Source organism: Stenotrophomonas sp. Steno-Z10-HUANG (assembly GCF_056393075.1).
The window spans coordinates 55,527-71,193 of the sequence record NZ_JBWJPA010000010.1; the positions used below are offsets into that span (position 1 = coordinate 55,527).

20 protein-coding genes are annotated in these 15,667 nt (G+C 70.7%); 6 read left to right on the forward strand and 14 right to left on the reverse strand.

All coding sequences use genetic code 11. The annotated features are described in order from the left end of the window. Nucleotides 1-123 precede the first annotated feature (123 nt). From AC06E6_RS13310 to AC06E6_RS13320, 3 genes are all read left to right on the forward strand, one after another. A complete protein-coding gene (locus AC06E6_RS13310) occupies nt 124-615 on the forward strand; it encodes a lipocalin family protein (RefSeq protein ID WP_240212413.1) in 492 nt (163 codons plus the stop codon). Nucleotides 616-636: 21 nt separating this feature from the next. Next, nucleotides 637-1,848, forward strand: a complete 1,212-nt coding sequence (locus AC06E6_RS13315) for an NAD(P)/FAD-dependent oxidoreductase (RefSeq protein ID WP_240212414.1) — start codon at nt 637-639, stop codon at nt 1,846-1,848. 97 nt (nt 1,849-1,945) lie between these two features. Beyond that, nucleotides 1,946-2,380 (forward strand): hypothetical protein, encoded by a 435-nt coding sequence (locus tag AC06E6_RS13320; protein ID WP_161614920.1) that lies wholly within the window; start codon nt 1,946-1,948, stop codon nt 2,378-2,380. 33 nt (nt 2,381-2,413) lie between these two features. On the opposite strand, the gene AC06E6_RS13325 is transcribed toward AC06E6_RS13320, so the two are convergent. Beyond that, nucleotides 2,414-2,737: a DUF6122 family protein gene (locus AC06E6_RS13325; protein WP_161614919.1), complete on the reverse strand. Its 324-nt coding sequence runs from the start codon at nt 2,735-2,737 to the stop codon at nt 2,414-2,416. A 239-nt stretch (nt 2,738-2,976) separates the two neighbouring features. Between AC06E6_RS13325 and AC06E6_RS13330 the strand changes: the two genes are divergently transcribed. Continuing rightward, complete coding sequence (locus AC06E6_RS13330) at nt 2,977-3,447, forward strand: YehS family protein (RefSeq protein ID WP_104939764.1); 471 nt, start codon at nt 2,977-2,979, stop codon at nt 3,445-3,447. 104 nt (nt 3,448-3,551) lie between these two features. Here AC06E6_RS13330 and AC06E6_RS13335 read toward each other — a convergent pair whose 3' ends face one another. From AC06E6_RS13335 to AC06E6_RS13345, 3 genes are all read right to left on the reverse strand, one after another. Beyond that, nucleotides 3,552-4,127, reverse strand: a complete 576-nt coding sequence (locus AC06E6_RS13335; protein ID WP_240212416.1) for an OmpO family porin — start codon at nt 4,125-4,127, stop codon at nt 3,552-3,554. Nucleotides 4,128-4,262: 135 nt separating this feature from the next. Next, nucleotides 4,263-4,745 (reverse strand): Cu(I)-responsive transcriptional regulator, encoded by a 483-nt coding sequence (cueR, locus tag AC06E6_RS13340; protein ID WP_428999407.1) that lies wholly within the window; start codon nt 4,743-4,745, stop codon nt 4,263-4,265. Between the two features lie 27 nt (nt 4,746-4,772). Beyond that, nucleotides 4,773-7,247: a heavy metal translocating P-type ATPase gene (locus AC06E6_RS13345; protein WP_240212417.1), complete on the reverse strand. Its 2,475-nt coding sequence runs from the start codon at nt 7,245-7,247 to the stop codon at nt 4,773-4,775. Between the two features lie 230 nt (nt 7,248-7,477). Here AC06E6_RS13345 and AC06E6_RS13350 point away from each other — a divergent pair, with 230 nt between their 5' ends. Continuing rightward, a complete protein-coding gene (locus AC06E6_RS13350; protein WP_104939768.1) occupies nt 7,478-7,675 on the forward strand; it encodes a heavy-metal-associated domain-containing protein in 198 nt (65 codons plus the stop codon). A gap of 93 nt (nt 7,676-7,768) precedes the next feature. Here the strand turns inward: AC06E6_RS13350 and AC06E6_RS13355 are convergent, their stop codons facing one another. Further along, nucleotides 7,769-8,203, reverse strand: coding sequence for a hypothetical protein (locus AC06E6_RS13355; RefSeq protein WP_240212418.1), 435 nt, complete (start codon nt 8,201-8,203; stop codon nt 7,769-7,771). Between the two features lie 143 nt (nt 8,204-8,346). Here AC06E6_RS13355 and AC06E6_RS13360 point away from each other — a divergent pair, with 143 nt between their 5' ends. After that, nucleotides 8,347-8,736, forward strand: a complete 390-nt coding sequence (locus AC06E6_RS13360) for a DUF6165 family protein (protein ID WP_104940287.1) — start codon at nt 8,347-8,349, stop codon at nt 8,734-8,736. Nucleotides 8,737-8,812: 76 nt separating this feature from the next. Here the strand turns inward: AC06E6_RS13360 and AC06E6_RS13365 are convergent, their stop codons facing one another. The 9 genes from AC06E6_RS13365 to AC06E6_RS13405 form a co-directional block, all read right to left on the reverse strand. Next, nucleotides 8,813-8,941 carry a hypothetical protein gene (locus tag AC06E6_RS13365; RefSeq protein WP_256363880.1) on the reverse strand — a complete coding sequence of 43 codons (129 nt, stop codon included), beginning with the start codon at nt 8,939-8,941 and terminating at the stop codon, nt 8,813-8,815. Nucleotides 8,942-9,065: 124 nt separating this feature from the next. Then, nucleotides 9,066-9,716: a dethiobiotin synthase gene (gene bioD / locus AC06E6_RS13370; RefSeq protein WP_240212419.1), complete on the reverse strand. Its 651-nt coding sequence runs from the start codon at nt 9,714-9,716 to the stop codon at nt 9,066-9,068. Beyond that, nucleotides 9,713-11,005 carry an adenosylmethionine--8-amino-7-oxononanoate transaminase gene (bioA, locus tag AC06E6_RS13375; protein ID WP_240212420.1) on the reverse strand — a complete coding sequence of 431 codons (1,293 nt, stop codon included), beginning with the start codon at nt 11,003-11,005 and terminating at the stop codon, nt 9,713-9,715. Before bioA ends, bioD begins: the two co-directional genes overlap by 4 nt. 47 nt (nt 11,006-11,052) lie before the next feature. Beyond that, nucleotides 11,053-11,616: a DinB family protein gene (locus AC06E6_RS13380; RefSeq protein ID WP_240212421.1), complete on the reverse strand. Its 564-nt coding sequence runs from the start codon at nt 11,614-11,616 to the stop codon at nt 11,053-11,055. 49 nt (nt 11,617-11,665) lie between these two features. Next, nucleotides 11,666-11,935: a hypothetical protein gene (locus AC06E6_RS13385; RefSeq protein ID WP_104939773.1), complete on the reverse strand. Its 270-nt coding sequence runs from the start codon at nt 11,933-11,935 to the stop codon at nt 11,666-11,668. A 256-nt stretch (nt 11,936-12,191) separates the two neighbouring features. Beyond that, nucleotides 12,192-12,620, reverse strand: coding sequence for a hypothetical protein (locus tag AC06E6_RS13390; protein WP_240212422.1), 429 nt, complete (start codon nt 12,618-12,620; stop codon nt 12,192-12,194). A 132-nt stretch (nt 12,621-12,752) separates the two neighbouring features. Continuing rightward, a complete protein-coding gene (locus AC06E6_RS13395) occupies nt 12,753-13,877 on the reverse strand; it encodes an alpha/beta fold hydrolase (protein WP_478061661.1) in 1,125 nt (374 codons plus the stop codon). Between the two features lie 151 nt (nt 13,878-14,028). Next, nucleotides 14,029-14,739, reverse strand: a complete 711-nt coding sequence (locus AC06E6_RS13400) for a hypothetical protein (protein WP_240212424.1) — start codon at nt 14,737-14,739, stop codon at nt 14,029-14,031. A gap of 196 nt (nt 14,740-14,935) precedes the next feature. Further along, nucleotides 14,936-15,652: a DUF429 domain-containing protein gene (locus AC06E6_RS13405; protein ID WP_240212425.1), complete on the reverse strand. Its 717-nt coding sequence runs from the start codon at nt 15,650-15,652 to the stop codon at nt 14,936-14,938. Nucleotides 15,653-15,667: the final 15 nt, after the last annotated feature.

Consider the following 15,667-nt stretch of genomic DNA (forward strand, 5'->3'; position numbering starts at 1 on the left):
CCGTTTTCGGTAGCGCAAGCCTAGCGCAGGCATGCCGCCCGGGGGTGCGGCGCGGCCGCTGCGCACGCCGCATTCACCGCCGCTGCCCTATAGCTGCACCGCCCTGCCCGGAAAGGAGCCGTCATGGACCACCCACCGCTGCCCACCGTCCCCGCCCTCGACCTGCCGCGCTACCTGGGCACCTGGTACGAGATCGACCGCCTGCCGATGCGCCATGAACCGGAGGACGCCACCGACGTCAGTGCGCACTACACGATCGACGACGACGGCAGCATCCGCGTGCGCAACCGCTGCCTGCGTGGCGGCGAGCTGGAAGAAGCGATCGGCCAGGCCAAGCCGGTGGACGCCTCCAACAGCCGCCTGGAGGTGAGCTTCCTGCCCGAAGGCCTGCGCTGGATTCCCTTCACCAAGGGCGACTACTGGGTGATCCTGGTCGATGGCGCCTATACCGCGGCGCTGGTCGGCAGCCCCGACCGCAAGTACCTGTGGCTGCTGTCGCGCGAACCACGCATGGACGAGATCACCCGCCAGCACTACATCGCCTATGCGCGCCAGCAGGGCTTCGACGTGGACCGGCTGATCCACACGCCGCATACCGGCCACCCCACCGCCTGAGCCGGCCGGCGGAACCCGCGCATGGACCTGAAAAGTGGTTATCCCTTCTGGGCGGTCAGGAACGGCCTGATGCACGCCTATCCGCCGCTGGCGCAGGCGCTGCGCTGCGACGTCCTGGTGGTCGGCGGAGGCATCACCGGCGCGCTGATCGCCGACGAGCTGGCCCGGCACGGGCACGAGGTGGCGGTGGTCGAGCAGCGCGACATCGGCTGGGGCTCCAGCGCCGCCAGTACCGCGCTGCTGCAGTACGAGATCGACACCCACATGACCGAGCTGGCCGCGGACTACGGCGAGGACGCCGCGGTGCTGGCCTATGGTGCCTGCGCCGACGCCATCGGCCAGCTGCAGGCGCTGGCCACGGACCTGCGCGGGGTCGATTTCCGCCGTGCCGACAGCCTGTACTACGCCAGCCACCGCCGCCACCGCAGCGCGCTGCATGCCGAGTATGCGCTGCGCAGGAAACACGGCTTCGGCGTGCGCTGGCTCGAGCCCGGCGACGTCGAGGACGGCTACGGGTTCAGCGCGCCGGCGGCGATCCTCAGCGACCTTGCCGCCAGCATCGACCCCTACCGCATGGCGCACCGGCTCCTTGCGCGGTTGCAGCGTAACGGGATGCAGGTGTTCGACCGCACCACCATCAGCGCCCTGCGCGCGACCTCGCGCGGGGTGGTGGCCACCACCAGCGACGGTGTCCAGGTGCGATGCGGGCACGTGGTGCTGGCCGCTGGCTATGCCAACCAGCAGTGGCTGGAGCAGCGCGTGGCGCGCAACCGCAGCAGCTACGCGTTCGTCACCGACCCGCTGCCGGCCGAGGCGCTGGGGCCGCTGCGCCGGACCATGCTGTGGGAATCGGCGCGCCCCTACCTGTACCTGCGCAGCACCGCCGACCTGCGGCTGCTGGTGGGTGGCGAGGACGACGCGCTGGACATCCCGGCGCGCCGCGACACGCGGGTGGAACGCAAGGCGCGGCGGCTGGCCGACAAGCTGCAGCGGCTGTTCCCGCAGCTGGCGCTGACCCCGGCGTTCGCCTGGGCCGGGACCTTCGCTGAAACCCGCGACGGGTTGCCGTTCTTCGGCGCGCATCCGCAGTGGGGGCCGCGGGTGTTGTTCGCCATGGCCTACGGCGGCAACGGCATCACCTACTCGATGCTCGGCGCCGGCCTGCTGCGCGCCGCCATCGAGCGGCGCCGGCACCGCCTGGCGCGGTTGTTCGGGTTCGGGCGGCTGGGCTGAGCCACCCGGCCGCGACAGCCCCGGTTCACCGCCGCCGCGCTAGCGTCGGCGTGTCCCACCTGCCACCATGACCGCCCCCGCCAGGAGCACCCGCGCGATGAACCGGTTCCCCATCATGCTTGCCTGCCTGCTGGCCTCGCCGCTGGCGGCGGCGCAGCCGGCGGACACCGCGCCGGGCGCGCTGGACCTGAGCGTGCCGCAGGCGCCGCTGCGCTACCTCAACGATCCGTCCTACCAGGCCGACGCGCCGGGCACCTATTACGGCGACCACAGCGGTCCGCAGCCGCGACGCGACGCGGCCGCCGCGACCGTCACCGACGACAAGCTGCAGGTGCACGGCACCCTCAGCACCGGCATCGGTTATTCCAAGGCGTTCGGCAACAGCCACTGGAGCGCGGCCGACATCAATCTCGGCAAGAACTACACCACCGACGAGGGCAAGACCCGCCGGGTGGACCTGAACATCCATGTCAGCCAGGGCAAGGGCGTGGGTCCGTTCGGCTACGGCCCGGGCCCCTGGTACGGCTGGTAAGCCCGCGCTGCCCGGCAGCCGGCACGGCCGGCCTCAACCGCCGCAGCGCATCCAGACGCAATCGATCGCGTCCAGCGCCAGATGCAGCAGCAGGCCGATGCCGAACAGCCGGGTGCGGCGCGGCAGCAGCAATCCCGCGTAGACGGCCGCCGCCGGCGCGGTGTGCAGCGGGTGGAAGCCGATGCTGCAGCGGTCCGGCGCGTAGATCGGATCGGCCAGCAGGTGGTCCAGGTCGATCACCCAGCCCAGCAGCAACAGCACCCAGGCGCGGCCGAACCGCGGCCGCCAGAACATCCATGCCAGCAGTGCGGGCACCGCCGCGTGCAGGCACACGTGCAGAATCGCGCGCAGTCCCATCCGCTCAGGTGCCCATGGGCTGGCCGACGCCGGCGGCGGGACGGCGCGCCTGGCCCGCGCGCGGCGTGCGCCAGGCGCGGGACGGTGCCGCAACGGCGGTGGAAAAAGCAGCAGGAACGGGTGGGTGCATGACGCGGCGGCAAGGCGATCGGCCAGCGAGTGTACCGGCCGCCGGCGGGCGCCGGCGTTACACTGTGCATCTTGCCGGGCAGTGGCGCCACGGCCGTTCCGGAGTGGTGATGATCAACAACGACGTACTGCGCAGCATCCGCTACATGCTCGACCTGGGCGACAGGCACGTGGTGGACCTGATCCACCTGGCCGACCCGGCGTTCGATGTCGACCCGGCGCAGGTGCACGACTTCCTGCGGCGCGACGACGAGCCGCTGTTCGAGCCCTGCCCGGATGCCGCGCTGGCACGTTTCCTCGACGGGCTGATCTACCACTTCCGTGGCCGCGACGATTCGCAGCCGCAGCGCGCGCCCGAGGCCCGCATCACCAACAACCTGGTGCTGAAGAAGCTGCGCGTCGCCTTCCAGCTCAAGGACGTGGACATGCACGCGATCTTCGCCGCGGCCGGCTTTCCGCTGTCCAAGCCGGAGCTGTCGGCGCTGTTCCGGCAGCCGGACCACAAGAACTACCGCGCCTGCGGCGACCAGTTGCTGCGCAACTTCCTCAAGGGCCTGACCGCGCGCGTGCGCGGCGCATAACGGCAGCAACAACCGGCGCGTCGCCGCTGCGTACGCAGGCCACGTGCATGAAGGAAAAAGCCCGGCATCGCCGGGCTTTTCCTGTTACGCCATGTGCGGGCTGCTTACCAGCTGAAGCGCGGGCCGACCGACCATTCCTTGTTGCCGTGGCGGTCCATCTTGATGTCGCCGTTGATGCCCCAGTTCTGGTTCAACTTCACCTGGCCGCCCAGGCGGCCGTAGAACGCGCCGTCCGGGTTGACGCCGTGCTTCTTGGTGTAGTCCTGGTAGCCGGCGAAGGCATACACCTCGACGTGCTCGCCGAATGCGTTGCGCAGGCCCACTTCGGCGTTGTAGCCGTCGAAGTCCAGGTTGCTGTGGTGCCGGTCGAACTTCTGGTAGCCCACGCGCGCGACCAGGTCGGTGCTCGTCGCGATGGCGCGGTTGTAGCCGGCGCCGATGCGCCACTGGTCGAACTTGGCGTCGGTGTGGTCGACCTTCTGCTGGGTGAAGTCGCCGAACACGTGGAAGTTCGGGTGGAAGGCCCAGGAGCCCTTCAGCGCCCAGCCGTCGGCGTCGGGACCGGACACGTCGGTCTTGACGTAGTCGCCTTCGACATAGTTGTAGGAAAGGTTGTCAGCAGCGGAAGCGGCGAACGGGAGGGCGGCCGCCAGGGCCAGGGCAATCAGGGACGTCTTCATGGGGGTACACCTTCAGGAATTACTGTCTGGTGGCGCGGCGGCTCGTCGGCTGCCTGCGTCCGGATGTAATTTTTCCGTTATCCAGCCCAACCCTTCCTGAAATCGCGAGGCGCACTGCAACGCGTTTTTAGGCCTCTATTCAGGCGTTTTCTGGCACGCGCGCGCCGTGCCACGGTTCGCCGGCCGCGTGCTTTGCCGCGAGCGGCGGTGCAGCGGGGCGCCGCTGGCGATATCGCTCAGGATCGGGCAGTCCGGGCGCTCGTCGCCGGCGCAGCAGTCGGCCAGGGCGCGGACGGTGGCGACCATGTCCTGCAGCTCGGCGATGCGCTGCTGCAGTACCGCCACGTGCTCCAGCGCCATGCGCTTGACGTCGGCGCTGTGGCGCGAACGGTCGCGCCACAGCTGCAGCAGTTCGCCGATGCGCTCGACGCTGAAGCCCATGTCGCGCGAGCGCTTGATGAAGCCCAGGGTGTGTATGTCGCGGGGGCCGTAGACGCGGTAGCCGGCCCCGCTGCGCGCGACCGGGCCGATCAGCCCGTTGTCCTCGTAGTAGCGGATCATCTTGGCCGAGATGCCGGTGGCCCTGGCGGCCTGGCCGATGTTCATCACGTCTTGCATCGTCGTCTCCGTCGCCGCCGGGCAGGATCAGGGCGCGAAGCGCCGCAGCCGCAGCGCATTGCCCAGTACGAACACCGAGGACAGCGCCATGGCGCCGGCGGCGAACACCGGCGACAGCAGCACGCCCCACAACGGATACAGTACGCCGGCCGCCAGCGGGATCAACGCGGTGTTGTAGGCGAACGCCCAGAACAGGTTCTGGCCGATGTTGCGCATCGTCGCCTGGCTCAGCGCGATGGCGTTGGGCACGCCCTGCAGGCTGCCGGACATCAGCACCACGTCGGCCGCCTCGATCGCCACGTCGGTGCCGGTACCGATGGCCAGGCCCACATCGGCCGCGGCCAGCGCCGGCGCGTCGTTGATGCCGTCGCCGACATAGGCCAGGCGGCCATGCGCGGCCTGCAGCCGCTTGACCGCCTCGACCTTGCCCTCCGGCAGCACTTCGGCGACCACCTCGTCGATGCCGAGCTGGCGGGCAATGGCGTCGGCGGTACGGCGGTTGTCGCCGGTGATCATCGCCACCTTCAGTCCCAGCGCATGCAGGTGGGCGATGGCCGCGGCGGTGTCGGCCTTGACCGGATCGGAAACGGCGATGATCGCCGCCAGGGTGCCGTCGATGGCGGCGTACAGCGGGGTCTTGCCCTCGCCGGCCAGCCGCGTGGCGACTTCGGCGAACGCCGCCACGTCGAGCCCCAGCGTACGCATGAAGCGGTCCGCGCCGACGTCCACGCGCACCCCGTCCACCTGCGCGCGCACGCCCTGGCCGGTGACCGACTCGAACGCCTGCACCGGGGGCAGCGCCAGGCCCTCGGCCTGCGCGGCGCCCACGATCGCGCGCGCGATCGGGTGCTCGGAGCGGTCTTCCACCGCGGCCACCTGCGCGAGCACGCGTTCGCGGTCGAAACCGCCGGCCACGTGCAGGTCGGTCAGCAGCGGCCGGCCTTCGGTCAGGGTGCCGGTCTTGTCCACCGCCACCACCGCCGCTTCCTTCAGCAGCTGCAGCGCCTCGCCCTTGCGGAACAGCACGCCCAGTTCGGCGCCGCGGCCGGTGCCGACCATGATCGAGGTCGGAGTTGCCAGGCCCATCGCGCACGGGCAGGCGATGATCAGCACGGCCACCGCGTTGACCAGGGCGAACGTCAGCGCCGGCGATGGACCGAATGCCCACCACACAGCGAAGGTCAGCAGCGCCAGGCCCATCACCACCGGCACGAACCACATCGTGATGCGGTCCACCAGGCCCTGGATCGGCAGCTTGGCGCCCTGCGCCTGTTCCACCAGGCGGATGATCTGCGCCAGCACGGTGGCGCCGCCGACGGCGGTGGCGCGCACCCCGAGCGTGCCGGTCTGGTTGACGGTACCGCCGACCACGCGCGCCCCGGCCGCCTTGGCCACCGGCACCGGCTCGCCGGTGATCATCGATTCGTCCACGTAGCTGTCGCCGTCGACCACCTCGCCGTCGACGGCGATGCGCTCGCCGGGACGCACGTCGATCACGTCGCCGGCCGCCACCTGCGCCAGCGGCACTTCCACCGCGCCGCCGTCGCGGCGCACCCGCGCGGTCCTGGCCTGCAGCCTGAGCAGGCGCTTGATCGCTTCGGAAGTGCGGCCCTTGGCGCGCGCCTCGAGCATGCGCCCGAGCAGGATCAGGGTGACGATGACCGCCGCCGCCTCGTAGTACACGTTGACCGTGCCGGCCGGCAGCAACCGCGGCAGGAAGGTCGCCACCAGCGAGAAGCCATAGGCGGCCAGGGTGCCGACCGCGACCAGCGAGTTCATGTCCGGCGCGGCGCGCAGCAGCGCGGGAATGCCGGCGCGGTAGAAGCGGCGGCCCGGGATCGCCAGCACCAGCGTGGTCAGCGCGAACTGCAGCAGCCAGCTGTTGCGCGTGCCCAGGGTGCTGGCGATGGCGTGGTGGAACGCCGGCACCAGGTGCGCCCCCATTTCCAGCACGAACACCGGCAGGGTCAGCGCCGCGGCCAGCAGCAGGTCGCGGCTGAGTCCGCGCAGTTCCGCGTCGCGACGCTGCGCTTCCCGGTCCTCGTCCACGGCCGCCTGCAGGACGCGCGCCTCGTAACCGGCCCTGGCGACCGCGGCGAGGAGCGCGGCCGGATCCAGCGAGGCGTCGCCATGCACCTGCGCGCGGCTGGTGGCCAGGTTGACGCTGGCCGAAAGCACGCCGGGCACCTTGCCCAGCGCGCGCTCGACCCGGCCCACGCACGACGCACAGGTCATGCCGTCGATGCCCAGTTCCAGCGGCGCCGGCGCGGGCACCGCGTAACCGGCCTTCTCCACCGCGCGCACCAGCGCCTGCCGGTCCACGGCGTCGCCGCGCACGGTGGCGCGGCCGGTGGCCAGGTTGACCGCGGCGCTGGCCACCCCGGGCACGGCGGCCAGCGCGCGCTCCACCCGGCCCACGCACGACGCGCAGGTCATGCCCTCGACCGCTAGGGTCTGCGTCATTCCGCCCTCGGCGGCGGGGTTCTGGCTGTTCGGGGTCATCACCGGCTCACCTGGCGTTGTCCATGATGGCGGCATCTTGAAGCTTCCCATCATGGGAAGGTCAAGGGGCGAGGAGTGAGTGAAGAGGAGTGAGAGATGAGAGAGAGCGGCATTGCTTGCGCTTTGGCTTTTTCTCACTTCTCACTCCTCTTCACTCACTCCTCGCCCCGCCCCTTGACCTTGCCACCATGGCAAGCCCCAGACTGCCCTCCCCTCAAGGAGAAACCGCCATGAACCTGCATATCGAGAACATGACCTGCGGCGGCTGCGCGCGCAGCGTCACCGCCGCCATCAAGGACGTGGACCCGGCCGCGACGGTCACGATCGACCTGGCCAGCAAGCGCGTGCACATCGAATCGGCGCAGCCGGCCGAACGCTTCACCGCGGCGCTGGACGACGCCGGCTTTCCGCCACGGCAGGACCCCTGAAGGCGGGGGCCTGCCCCCGCATCAGGCATTCCCGGCGAAGCCCCATGCGCGGCAAGCCACGCATCCGCCCGACCGGCACCGGCGCGATCGGCGCTACCGGCCCACCCGCGTCCACACTTCGCGCTCGACCATGCGCCCGCCGTCCCAGCGCTCCAGCGTCCAGGTGTCGCCTTCCAGCGTGTAGCGGAATTCGTAGCTGCCGCCGTTCTGCAGCGGATAGGACGCCATCAGCGGCCGCTCCAGGTAACGCGTGGCGTCGCCCTCGTAGGTGCCCGAGCCCGCGGCCCAGAACGCGCCGTTGCGGGTGCTGGTGAAGGCGAAACGCCCGTCGGCCAGTACCTTGGTGCCGGCCAGGCCCTGGCTGGCATAGTCCATGCGCGCGCCGTCGCCATCGAGCGACTCGCCCGACCGCAGCTGCCACGCGCCCTGCAGTCGCGCCAGGTCGGTGGCCGCGGTGGCCCAGGCGGGGGACGCCACGCACAGCAGCAGCACGGCGGCGGGCAGCCGCAGGATCGGGGGCATCGGCATCGGGATCTCCGCACAGGGCAAAGCGGCATTGTGCCGGCATCGACGCGGCGCCGCCGGCATCGGTTCATCGGCAACTTCCGCCCGGGCGGGGCCGTGGGCCGGGGCGCTATCATGGCGCCCGTACTTTCTTCGGCGGCATGCACGTGCAGACCATCCTCACCCCGGTATCGATCGGCGAACTGATCGACAAGATCACCATCCTCGAAATCAAGGCCGAGCGCATCACCGACGCGGCCAAGCTGGACAACGTGCGCACCGAACTCGACGGGCTGTGGCCGCTGTGGCTGCAGCAGCAGGCCGCGCGCCCGGAACTGGCCGCGCTCAAGCAGCAGCTCAAGGCGATCAACGAGCGCATGTGGGACATCCAGGACCAGCTGCGGGCCAAGGAAACCGCGCAGGACTTCGGCGAGGCGTTCATCGCCCTGGCGCGCGGCGTCTACGGCACCAACGGCGAGCGCGTGGCGGTCAAGAACGCGATCAACCACGTCGCCGGCTCGGCGCTGGTCGAGGAAAAGCAGTACCAGGGCGAGTAAGCCGCCCGGCACGGCGCGATGCAAATGAAAAGGCCAGGTCGATGACCTGGCCCGCGGGATACAGCGCAGTTGCGGTTCAGTGCAGGGCGGCCGGGGTGCCGCGTGCCTGTTCGGCCGGCACCGGTGCGGTCTTGATCGACAGGCACATCGGGCAGACGCTCTCCAGCACCTTGATCGCGGGTTGATACACCGTATTGCACTTCATGCACTGGACCATTCCAGTCGTGACGGCTTCCATAAGCCCTCTCTTTGTCGTTGCTCGATCCTGCAATATCGCGACGACCACCGGGTTTTTCAAGGGCCGGGGGCATTTCCGGCGCGCGGGAGGCTCAATCCAGCGCCAGCAGCGGCACGTCGTACCAGCGCGCCTGCGGGAAGCGCGCCTGCATCCAGCCACGCAGGTAGCGGCGGCTTTCGGCGGCGATGACCTCGTCGCTGCCGTCGTCGCGGCTGTTCCAGGCGATGCCGTGCAGGGCGACGCCACGCGCGGCGATGGCCTCCAGCGACAACAGGGTGTGGTTGATGCTGCCCAGCCGCCCCGAGGTGACCAGGAGCACCGGCCAGCCCTGCCGGGCCACGTAGTCGAGGGTCAGCAGGTCCGGGGTCAGCGGCACCAGCAGCCCGCCGGCGCCCTCCACCAGCACCGTGGCGTAGCGCGCGCGCAGGCGCGCGGTGGCGGCGCCGATGGCGTCCAGGTCCAGCGCGCGCCCCTCCAGCCGCGCCGCCAGGTGCGGCGAGGCCGGGTAGGCATAGAGCGCCGGCATGGTGGTGCCGTCGCGATCCTCCTCGAACAGGCCACAGCCCATCAGCCGCCGGTGCAGCAGGATGTCGTCCGACGCGCCGACGCAGCCGGTCTGCACCAGCTTCTGGGTGATCACCTCGCCGTCCTGGTCGAGCCACTGCCGCGCCAGCCAGCCGGTGACCACGGTCTTGCCGATCTCGGTGTCGATGCCACCGACGAAAATCACCTCGCCGTTCATGCCCGCATGTCCTCGTCCTGCAGTCCTTCCACCAGCGCGACCATGCCGTCGCACAGCCGCCGCAATTGTTCGTCGTCGATCACGTAGGGTGGCATCGCGTACACCAGCCGCCCGAACGGACGCAGCCAGATGCCCAGGTCCAGCAGGCGCCGCTGGATGCGCTCGAGCCGCAGCGGCGCGGTCAGCTCGATCACGCCGATGGCGCCGAGCACGCGCACGTCGGCCACCCGCGGCAGCGCGCGCGCCGGCGCCAGCCGTTCGCGCAGGACCTGTTCGATGCGCTGCACGTTGCCCTGCCAGTCCTGCGCCAGCAGCAGTCGGGTGGACGCCAGCGCCACCGCGCAGGCCAGCGGATTGGCCATGAACGTCGGCCCGTGCATGAACACGCCGGCCTCGCCGGCCGCGATGGTGTCGGCGATGTCGCGGCGGGTAAGGGTCGCGGCCAGGGTCAGGTAACCACCGGTCAGCGCCTTGCCGATGCACAGGATGTCCGGCGTGATGCCGGCATGTTCGCAGGCGAACAGCCGGCCGCTGCGGCCGAAGCCGGTGGCGATCTCGTCACAGATCAGCAGCACGTCGTGGGCGCGGCACAGCCGTGCCAGTTCGCGCAGGTACTGCGGGTGATAGAAGCGCATGCCGCCGGCGCCCTGCACCACCGGCTCGATGATGAATGCGGCCAGCTCGTCGCCGTGGTCGGCGAACAGGCGTTCCAGCGGTGCGATCTCGGCCGGATCCCAGGCCCCGTCGAACGGCGTGACCGGCGCCGGCACGAAGCGCCGCGACGGCAGCGCCGCGCCGAACAGACCGTGCATGCCGGTGACCGGGTCGCACACCGACATCGCGTTCCAGGTATCGCCGTGGTAGCCCGAGCGCGTGGTGGCGATGTTGTGGCGGCCGGGTCGGCCGCGCGCGGCCTGGTACTGGATCGCCATCTTCAGCGCCACTTCCACCGACACCGAGCCGGAGTCGGCATAGAAGATCGCATCCAGTGGCTGCGGCACCATCGCCAGCAGCTGCCTGCCCAGGGCGATGGCCGGTTCGTGGGTGAGCCCACCGAACATCACGTGCGCCATGCGCCCGAGCTGCTCGATCGCCGCCTGGTTCAGCTGCGGATGGTTGTAGCCGTGGATCGCGCACCACCACGAGGCCATGCCGTCGATCAGCCGGGTGCCGTCGGCCAGCTCCAGCAGCACGCCATCGGCACGCGCCACTTTCAGCGCCGGCGGCGCATGGCCCAGCGCGCTGTAGGGATGCCAGAGGTGCTCCCTGTCGAATGGATCGGTCAGCATGTACGGGTGTGTCGTGACACCGGCGCGGCGGCGTGCGGGCGCGTACCTTACCGCGTCGTCCGCGGGCCTGCATCCGGATCGGCGGGCATCGTGCCGGCGCGTCGCTGCGGCTGGGCCTGGTGGGTGAACACCGTATAGGTATCGCCCGGGTGCGGCACCCCCGCCAGGTCCAGCGCATGGCCGATGGCGCCGCGGTGGTAGGTGGCGTGGTTGAGTACGTGGAACAGGATTTCGCGGCGCGTCATGCAGCCGTCGCGGCCATCGGCGAAGCGGAAGCGCAGCGCCTGGTCCCATTGCGCCGGCGCCAGCGCGGCCAGATGGGCCGCATACCACTGGTCGGAGGCTTCCAGGCGCATGGCCAGCGCCTCCAGGGCCGGTACTTCGGCGCTGTTGGTGGCCGCATGCGGCGACGCCTCGCCCAGCAGCCGCGCGCGGAACAGTTCCTCCACGATCACGATGTGGTTCAACTGCTGCCGCGCGAAGGCGACGCTGGCGGGGAACGCCCGTGCGTCCACGGCGCGTATCGCCTCCAGCGTGCGCTGCATCGCCCAGCGCTTGTAGGCGAAGGCATCGTCGAACAACGTGTCCGACGCCGGGGCAGGCGATGGCATCACCGGGGTGGGCCGGCGATGGCGCGGGGAAAAAGGTACGACGCGGGCATCACGCCTCGTCTTCTTCCTCGTCCTCGTCTTCCTCGTCCTCGTCGTCTTCTTCCTCGAACGCGTCCAGCTCCTGCACCCGCACGAAGTTGGGCAGTGCATCGGCGAAGCCGATCTGGGCGCCGTCGGCGATCATCGCCCGCACCTCGCGCTTCATCGCGCTTTCCACCAGCGCGAAGCACACCACGCCCTGCGCGCTCTCCTCGCCGTCCTCGTCGAACACGGCCACCCAGCCGGCCGCGGGCATGATCTGGATGATGTTGTCTTGCATGGACGGTCACCAGGAATGAAGAAGCCCAGAGCTTGCGCGAAGCGCATGGCCAACGCAATCGCGGCGCACCGGTTCACCGCGCCGTCGCCGGCGTGGCGTTGTCGGCCAGGTACGCCGCCGCGCGGCTGAACGCGGCCGGCGCACCGCAGCGGCAGCATTCCCGGGGCGCGGGCAGCCACGCGCACGGCTCGGCACGGGCCGCGGCAATGGCGCCAGGCAGGCAGCGGCCGGCCGTGCGGTGCCGGCGCGGCCGCGGTCAGTCGGCCTTCCAGGTACCGCCGCCCTGTGCGCAGCTGGCCGGCAGGCCGGCCAGGTCGTCGGCCGAACGCTCGTAGTAGAAGCCGTCGAAATCCTGGCCGAACAGGCGCCGGCAACTGCCCTGCGCCGGCGCTGGACAGGCGTCCATGTAAGTGATCTCGCCCGCCTTGCCGCCCATCTGCGCCGAGGTCTGCGCCAACCCCTCGCACACGCGCTTGAGTTGAGCTTCGGTGGAGGCACCCGCGGTCTGCACGCAGTCGCGGGAACGGATGACCTGGCCGAGGAGCGAAAACTCGCCGGCGATCATGCACGCGTGCGTGGCGGCGACACCGGGGGCCGCATCCGCTGGGGCCGCCGTCGCCGCTGCATCCGCCGGGGTGGCCTGCGCCGGCGTGTCCTGCGCGCCGCAGCCGGCCAGTACGCTCATCGCGCCCGCCAATGCCCATGCCTTTCCATGCCGCCATGCCCATGCCATGCAGTGTTCCTTCATCCGTGGGAACGCCGATCATAGCGTGCGCGGGCGGCGGGCCAGTGGCGGCGGGCAGCGCAACGCGCGTGGTCAGCGCTCGCCGGCCTCACCCTGCAGCGCCAGCGGACGCACCTGCTCCAGCAGGCTGACCAGGGTCTTGCCCGGCTCCTCCCACGGGATCATGTGCGCCGAATGCTCGAACCAGACGCCGCGCTTGTACGGCGCGCGCACCTGCGCCAACCAGGCCGCGGTCGGTTCCGAGGGCGTGGTGTAGTCGTGGCGCCCCATGAACATCAGCACCGGGATGGGGAACCGCTTCACCCCGCGGTAGTCCACCTGCAGGAACTCATCCAGCAACCGCCCGAGGGTGAATTCGCTGCCGGCGTTGATCGCGCAGCGTGCCGCATCGTCGTAGTCGGGCGACAACCGCGGCCCCTGGAAGAAGTAGTTCGACTCGCTGCGGAACGCACTCAGGCCGCCGTAGTGCTGTGGCCATTTGCGGGCCACGACGATCCGCTCGCGGGTGAGCGGCGCGTCGCCCGGATAGGGCGCGATGGCCTCCATCTCGCGCACCGCTTCGGCGTTGCCGCGCTCGCGCGCGGTGCGCAGGCCGTAATCGAAGCTGACCCGCTCGTTGGTGCGCACGTCGATCACCTGGCCGATGCCGACATACGCATGGAACAGGTCCGGGCGCTGCAGCGCCGCCTGCATCGCCACCACGGTGCCCCAGCTGTGCCCGACCAGCACCAGCTTGCGCTTGTGGTAGCGGCTGCGCAGGTAGTCGGCCAGTTCGATGGCATCGTCGACGTACCGCTGGATGCGCAGCGTGCCGGCCACCTCCTGCTGCGGGTTGAGCAGCAGCGTCCGCCCGGCACCGCGCTGGTCGTAGTTGACCACGGTGAAGTACTCCTCCAGCGGGCGCTGGAACTGCCACAGCGTGGGGATCACCGGCGATGCCGGCCCACCGTGCACGAACAGCAGCAGCGGGTTGTCGCGGTCCTGGCCGCGCACGTTGACCCACTGCGCGATGCCGCCGATCTTCGCCGCGTAGTCCTCCTGCACGCCGTTGGGCGCGACGATGCGCCCCAGGTCGGCGATGATCCCGCGCGCCGGCGCGTAACTGGAACGGTCCGGGCAGGCATCCTGCGCGGCCGCCAGCAGCGGCGCCAGCACCAGGACCAGCGCTGCAGGCAGGCGAAAACGGTATGCGCTCATCGGCATTGGCCTCCAGGCCGGATTGTGGGCACCGCCGAACGCGGCATGCTGGCGCCCGCCGCGGCTGGACCGCGGCGGTCATGCACCGCGCCGCCGGACATCGGTGGTCGACCGTTCCCGATCCGCGTTGCCCGCCGGCGACGGCAGCGGCTCATTCGCCCAGTTCCGGGTCGAGCAACAGGAGCGCGGCGGCGGCCGCGGCGAAGTACACGCGCTGGTCATCGTCGAGCCGGCGGTCCAGGTGCACCCGGCCGCGGTTGAGCACGTCGACCACGGCGCGCGTGCCGCCATCGCCGGCGATGACGTAACCGGTCGGTGTCATGCCCCTGACCGGCGTGCCCTGGTAGGCATACACGGCGCGCACCGCGTAGTCGCTGCCCCATGGCGACTGCAGGCGCCCGCCCAGGCCCTCGCCCTCGCGCCTCACCTCCAGCACCTGCATGGGCTGGCCATCCATCCGCAGCCCGCACGCGAGCAGCGGCCCGGCCATCGCCGTCAGGTCGACCGTCAGCCGGTGTGATTCGCTCCCCCGGCCCGCGGTCCATGCCTGCGTGCGGCACTGCACCTGCACCGGTGGCTGGTCGCGCGCCACCATCGTGTAATCGTAGGGCCGGGACGTGCGGCCCACGTCGAATGCCGGCAAGGGCACGCGCCAGGAGAAGGTCGAGCCCTCGCGCATCCGCAGGGCGCTGTACGGACCGAACCGCACCGGTTCGTTGAAGCGCCGCGGCGAGTGGCCGCTGACCTCGTAGGCCACCGCATCGGCAGTGAAGCCGTCGGGCATGCGCATCTGCGCGGGCGTGCAGGCCGGCAGCAGCGGGACCAGCAGCAAGCAGACCGCGACCGGGGCAGTGATGCGCATGACCGTATCCAGCAGGGGCGATGGGCGGATGCTAGAGCGCATGCGCGGACCGCCACCCCTGCCATTGGTTTGCCGCGCCCGGGAGGTTCAGGCGCCGTTGCCGGCGCGCGGGCCGCCAGCGCCGGACGTTACCGCGGGTGGTCCACCGGCCGCCGCCTGGCCGCCGGTACACCCTCGACGCGTGCTCCCACGGGGATCAGTACCAGATCGCGGCGGGCAACCCGGTGCGGTCCGGCTGCACCTGCGCCGGCAGCGATCGCGCGCGGCCAGCGGCAATGCGTTCGGCACTCCACAACGCCGCCAGGGCATCCAGTACGTCGTCGGTCGCGGCCTGGCGCGCCGGCACCGCACGCAGCAGCGCCATCACTGCGTCCTGGCCGTAGATGTCCGCCAACAGGCTGACGCGCCTCTGTGCACCGGCGAAGGTGCGCTTGCCATCCGCCAGGCCGCGCCCCGCTCCACCATTGAGCGCAGCGAACGACACCTCCGGATGTATCTCGCGCACCCGTTGCCGTGCATCCACGTCCCCCTGGAGCAGTTGGTCCCACTGGCGGATCTTGGGCAGGATCGCGAACGACTGCGCGCCGAAGCCGCGCCCGTCGATCTCCCGGTGGCGGCGGGATGCCTCGGGCTGCGAGCCCGCATCGAGAATGCCGCGCACGGGCGTGGAAAAAACACTGCTGGCCCGCTTGCCGCCAACGAAGCAGCGCGCCTCGCGATCGGCCGGGCGGCCACCCTGCTCGCAGAGCCCTATCGGAATATCCACCGCGATCACCCGGGCCGTCCGGTGCGTATGGAAAAGTTGCTGGGCGTCGGGGTGCAGCGCATGCACCAGCCCGCCCCCGCCCCACCAGACGGCGATCCATCCGCTGCCGGCGCCATCCACGCCGACACACCCCTTGAACTGTTCCATGCTTCCCCCCGGGCA